The organism is Eggerthella sp. (assembly GCF_048329335.1).
Lineage (GTDB): Bacteria > Actinomycetota > Coriobacteriia > Coriobacteriales > Eggerthellaceae > Eggerthella > Eggerthella lenta.
The window spans coordinates 1-4,419 of the sequence record NZ_DBFEGU010000083.1; the positions used below are offsets into that span (position 1 = coordinate 1).

The 4,419-nt window shown below is 60.2% G+C and carries 5 protein-coding genes; all 5 read left to right on the forward strand.

Annotated features, from left to right (window positions below; genetic code table 11):
- The coding region (locus ACMO6A_RS02595) for a molybdopterin oxidoreductase family protein (RefSeq protein WP_418470739.1) at positions 1-1,017 on the forward strand (1,017 nt) is incomplete at its 5' end.
- Positions 1,018-1,436: 419 nt separating this feature from the next.
- Positions 1,437-1,595 carry a hypothetical protein gene (locus ACMO6A_RS02600; RefSeq protein ID WP_156115181.1) on the forward strand — a complete coding sequence of 53 codons (159 nt, stop codon included), beginning with the start codon at positions 1,437-1,439 and terminating at the stop codon, positions 1,593-1,595.
- Between the two features lie 37 nt (positions 1,596-1,632).
- On the forward strand, positions 1,633-2,115 hold the full coding sequence (locus tag ACMO6A_RS02605; RefSeq protein WP_015761025.1) for an NINE protein: 483 nt from the start codon (positions 1,633-1,635) through the stop codon (positions 2,113-2,115).
- 794 nt (positions 2,116-2,909) lie between these two features.
- Positions 2,910-3,359, forward strand: a complete 450-nt coding sequence (locus ACMO6A_RS02610; RefSeq protein ID WP_015761024.1) for a type II toxin-antitoxin system HicB family antitoxin — start codon at positions 2,910-2,912, stop codon at positions 3,357-3,359.
- A 571-nt stretch (positions 3,360-3,930) separates the two neighbouring features.
- Entirely contained in the window at positions 3,931-4,113 is a 183-nt protein-coding gene (locus ACMO6A_RS02615; protein WP_015761023.1) for a hypothetical protein, read from the forward strand.
- The last annotated feature ends 306 nt before the right edge of the window (positions 4,114-4,419 follow it).

The following is a 4,419-nucleotide window of genomic DNA, read 5'->3' on the forward strand; positions in this document are numbered from 1 at the left end:
GACGACCTGCCCGGCTACCAGAAGGTGGCTGATCCCGAGGTGGTGCGCCGCTTCGAGAAGGCGTGGGGCGCCGCGCTTCCGCGTGCGCGCGGCATCAAGGCCACCGAGTGCTTCCCGGCCATGATCGAGGGCGGCATCAAGGGGCTGTTCCTGTTCGGCGAGGATCCCGTGCGCACCGACCCCGATACGCATCACGTGATCCGCTCGCTCGAGGCGCTCGAGTTCTTCGTGGTGGACGACCTGTTCATGACCGAAACGGCCAAGTACGCCGACGTCATCCTGCCCGGGCGCAGCTACGCCGAGAAGGAGGGCACGTTCACGAACACCGAGCGGCGCGTCCAGCGCGTGCGCAAGGCCGTGGACGGGCCTGTGGGCGCGTGGCTCGACACCGACATCTTCACCGAGGTCATGAACCGCATGGGCTATGCGCAGCCTCGTCTGAGCGCGGCCGAGGTCATGGACGAGATCGTCTCGGTCACGCCCACGTACGGCGGCATGAGCCATGCGCGCCTCGACGGCGACGAGACGGCCGGCCGCGGCTTGCAGTGGCCGTGCCCAAGCGCCGAGCATCCCGGCACGCCCATCCTGCACATGGGCGAGTTCGCCCAGGGGCTGGGCGCGTTCTCCACACCCGACTACCAGCCGTCCGCCGAGCTGCCCGATGCGGAGTATCCGCTGGTCATGATGACGGGTCGCATCCTGTACCAGTACAACGCCTGTGCCATGACCGCTCGCACCGACGGCGTGAACGAGATAGCGAACCGCTCGTTCATCGAGCTGAACACGTGCGATGCCGAGGCTCTCGGCATCGCCGACGGGGACATCGTGCGCGTCTCATCGCGTCGCGGCTCCATCGAGTCCGTCGCGCATGTGTCCGAGAAGACGTCGCCGGGACATACGTGGATGCCGTTCCATTTCCAAGACGGCAACAGCAACTGGCTCACCATCGCCGCCCTCGACCGCGTGTCGAAGGCCCCCGAGTACAAGGTGTGCGCCGTGAAAGTGGAAAAGGCGTAAGAAAGCGATCGAAGATTCATCCTGGAACAACGAAGGACCCCTATCAGGGGTCCTTCGCATATAGAGTCAAAGTTGCCGCCTCCGCGGCGCCCCGAAAGGCAGGTAAGGGGAACCTATGAATTTGCGCAATGTCGAGTCGTACCAAATCGGTCTTGATATCGGAACCGGGTCGGTGGGATGGGCGGTGCTGGACGGCGAAGGAAATCTTTGCCGCTTCAAAGGCGAACCCACGTGGGGGAGCCGTGTCTTCCCGACGGCGAACACCACGCATCGGTCGGGTATGGTACAGTACGGGATGAAGACGAGGCACGCCCCGACCATCGAATCGGGACACGGCCTCGTTTTCGCGTTCATGGTTTTGGAGCAGTGACAAACTGGCTGGTAGTCAAACGGTGTTGCGGGCGGCGGGGATCGACGACTTGGAAGCGCGGAAGGCCGTCCGGTCGAAGCAGGCGCGGCTTCGCGATCTAGTGGCCGAGCACGGCGAAGTGCTGCACCGCGACCGTTGGCGGGAGGGCGTCTACGAGCGGGCGGTCAAGGAGGCCAAGGCGGTTGTGACTGGTGACCTGCTGTTGTAATATTCATTGCCAACATCATGATTGTCGAGGGGGAGCCATGCAGTACGCCAACATCAACGACGCTCAAGCGGCTATGACGTCGGATCAGTACGTCGGGCTAAACGCCGATGGGACGTACGGGTTGTTCGATAGGGCGCAGAACCCTCAGTGGGTGGGAGCGTGCCAATACGCGTACCAGGTGGCGGGCGTGCCGTTCCCGAACGGCTTGTACGGAGTCGGCATGACCGCGACCGCCACGGTCGAGCCTGCGGGGAAGCGCAAGCTGTTCGCGCTGCTGCTGTGGTTGTTCCTCGGAGTGTGGGGAGGGCACGACTTCTACGCCGGGAAGAAGTGGTTGGGCGTTGCCCATGTCCTGCTGTTCTTCGCGTGGCTCTGGATGCTGTTCTTCGGCGTGCTCATCCCGATCAACGGCTACGAGTTCTTCGCATTCTTGATACTGCTCGTCCTGTGCGCCATGACGTTCGTCGAGCTTCTCGCGCTGCTGATATCGTCCAAGTACGGAGAATGCTCCCGCTGGTAGTTCTATGATTTGGAGGGGCCTCGCTGTGTAGAGGCTCTTCTATTGCCTCGAGTATCCGATCATCCGCCCCCCCCCCTCATGGTGGGCGTTTTCCTGATCTAACCCGCGATGCCGTTCCTGGCGATGGTCGCCGACAGAAGTAGCTCGTCCATTCCGAAGGTCGTCATCGCATCAGCTCCGCACACCAGCTATAGTATCCCCTTGCCGTCGCATCGATTCCGGTGTCTACCTGCGGGGCGTTCGAGCCACGCATCGGGGTTCCCGCGGCTCCGAACCTGCATCCATCGTCTTTTTCGACATGCATTCTCAGGTACGTGCAATAAAGACTTTCCGCGCTTGTGGACCCAGCTGGCAGGTAGGCCGCGCAATAGGTACAGCGCGGGCATCCGATCGTTTCGTTCAACGTCGCCTCCTTTTTTAATCGGCGTTCTGCGCCGCCCATCATATGTGACGCTCCCTGCACAATCGAACGTGCAAGGAGGCGAGAACATGAGCGAATCGCAAGAGCAAACGGCTGTGGTCGAGTATTGCGACATCAAGGCTTTGGAGCAGTGATAAACTGACTGGTAATTAGACAAACTTCACTAACGCCATGCTCCTGCTGCCCAAGGTCATCGATCGTGGTATCGTCTCGGTAACCTGCACAACGAACGAGGCGGTGTGCAGGAGGCGCATGGCAGTCGCGCTCCGCGGCGGCTATGGGTGGCATCAACGTTACTGGAATGGTCTCAGAGAAAAGCGCCGTCGATTGACGTTATCAGCGTGCTGTAGAAGGCGGCGTTCAAGGAGGTTGCATGTTCTACACTTACGAAGGATCTATAATTCGCGAGAGCGAGGGCGGCTACACCGTGGCCGTCCCCTCCTTCGAGTGCATGGTCGCAGGCGGGACGAGCGTCAAGGAGGCGTGCGAGAACGCCGCCGGTTGTTTGCAGCTCCTCATCGCGGACATGCTTGACAACGACGAGCCGCTGCCGGAGGCGACCTTCGGCGAGGCCCCGCAGTTGGTGCTGTGCGTGGAGGTGGGCGACGGTTTCATTCGCGAGAGCTTGTGCATGACGCTCGCGGAGGCGGCGGAAGAGCTAGGCGTGTCCCCAGGCCGTGTTGATCAGCTTCTGGATTCAGGGCAGCTCGTCGCGGCATATCCGACTGGCAAGCGCATGGTCACTATTTCAAGCGTCAACGAATGCAAGCGAAGCGCATCGCGCCTTGACAACCTGTGCAGGTCGGTGTCGGATAACAGCTAAAACGGGGACCTTTTGCTTGCTGATGCGGTGTAGTCCCGGCGGGTCGGTTCTGCCTTTGCCGCAAAGCCAAGCGCAAGCCGACCTGGGCGATGCTTCTAAGCAGCAGGAGCCTGGACGCGCGCTGCGGTCCAGACTTCGGGCAGGATGTAAGAGGCTCATTGCCAAGTGACGCGACCTTGTGAAAAGCGTATTCATGTACCCATCCACGCCCTTTATCGGATCGACCATCAAAAAGTATGGAAGCGACCACCCGATGGAGAAGTGCTTCGATGCTCATTGCGATGCGTTCGATAGCGCTCCTGAAGAACTTAAGAATGAAATCAAATTGCCGAGATCCATCAAGACTGCCGTAGCTGCTTGGAAGCTGCCACGTGCTCTAAAGTTTGGAACACGGTGACGAATGGGCTGGTGGTCAAGCACGTACAACGGCGACAGGCTTGCCGCAGCTGCGAGCCGGGGCCTCCTGCTCGGAATGTACAACTATCCATGCGCGTCGATGTGGATAAAGACTATGACTGAATCGTGTCGTCCGAGGCGACGATGAGAGGGCGGACTGAAAGGGCGGGGTATCATGGAGAAATCTGCAAGCATCTATATCGACATTGACGGATCCGACAACATTCCTCCGTACGACCAATCGCCAGCTGAACGGTTCGCAGGAATGACGAGGGAGGAGATCGACGCTATGATCGAGGAGGAGGAAGCGTTGATCGCCCGCAGTGGCGGAAAGTGGCCGGCAGTTAAAAACGCGTAGGTTCTCCTCGAAGAGTCCAGTGGGGTTTTGGAGTAGCGGCAAATTGGCCGATTGCTGCCGAGTCGATGCGGCATGGGCTCGCTGGATCCTCGTCAGCACTGCTCGCCATGATAGCGTTGTGGGCGTTGGATCTGCTGGTAGCGTCCCGAAAGTTGGTGTATCAATCCGTTTCTGGAGGGCGGGCGAAGACTGCCCGAGAAACACGGACATCGTCTAGAATCGTCAATCACCACAAAAGACAGATTCGAAGGAAGGCGATGCCCGCTATGGACACTCTACTATTCAACGACCCCGAAGTGAAGGGGC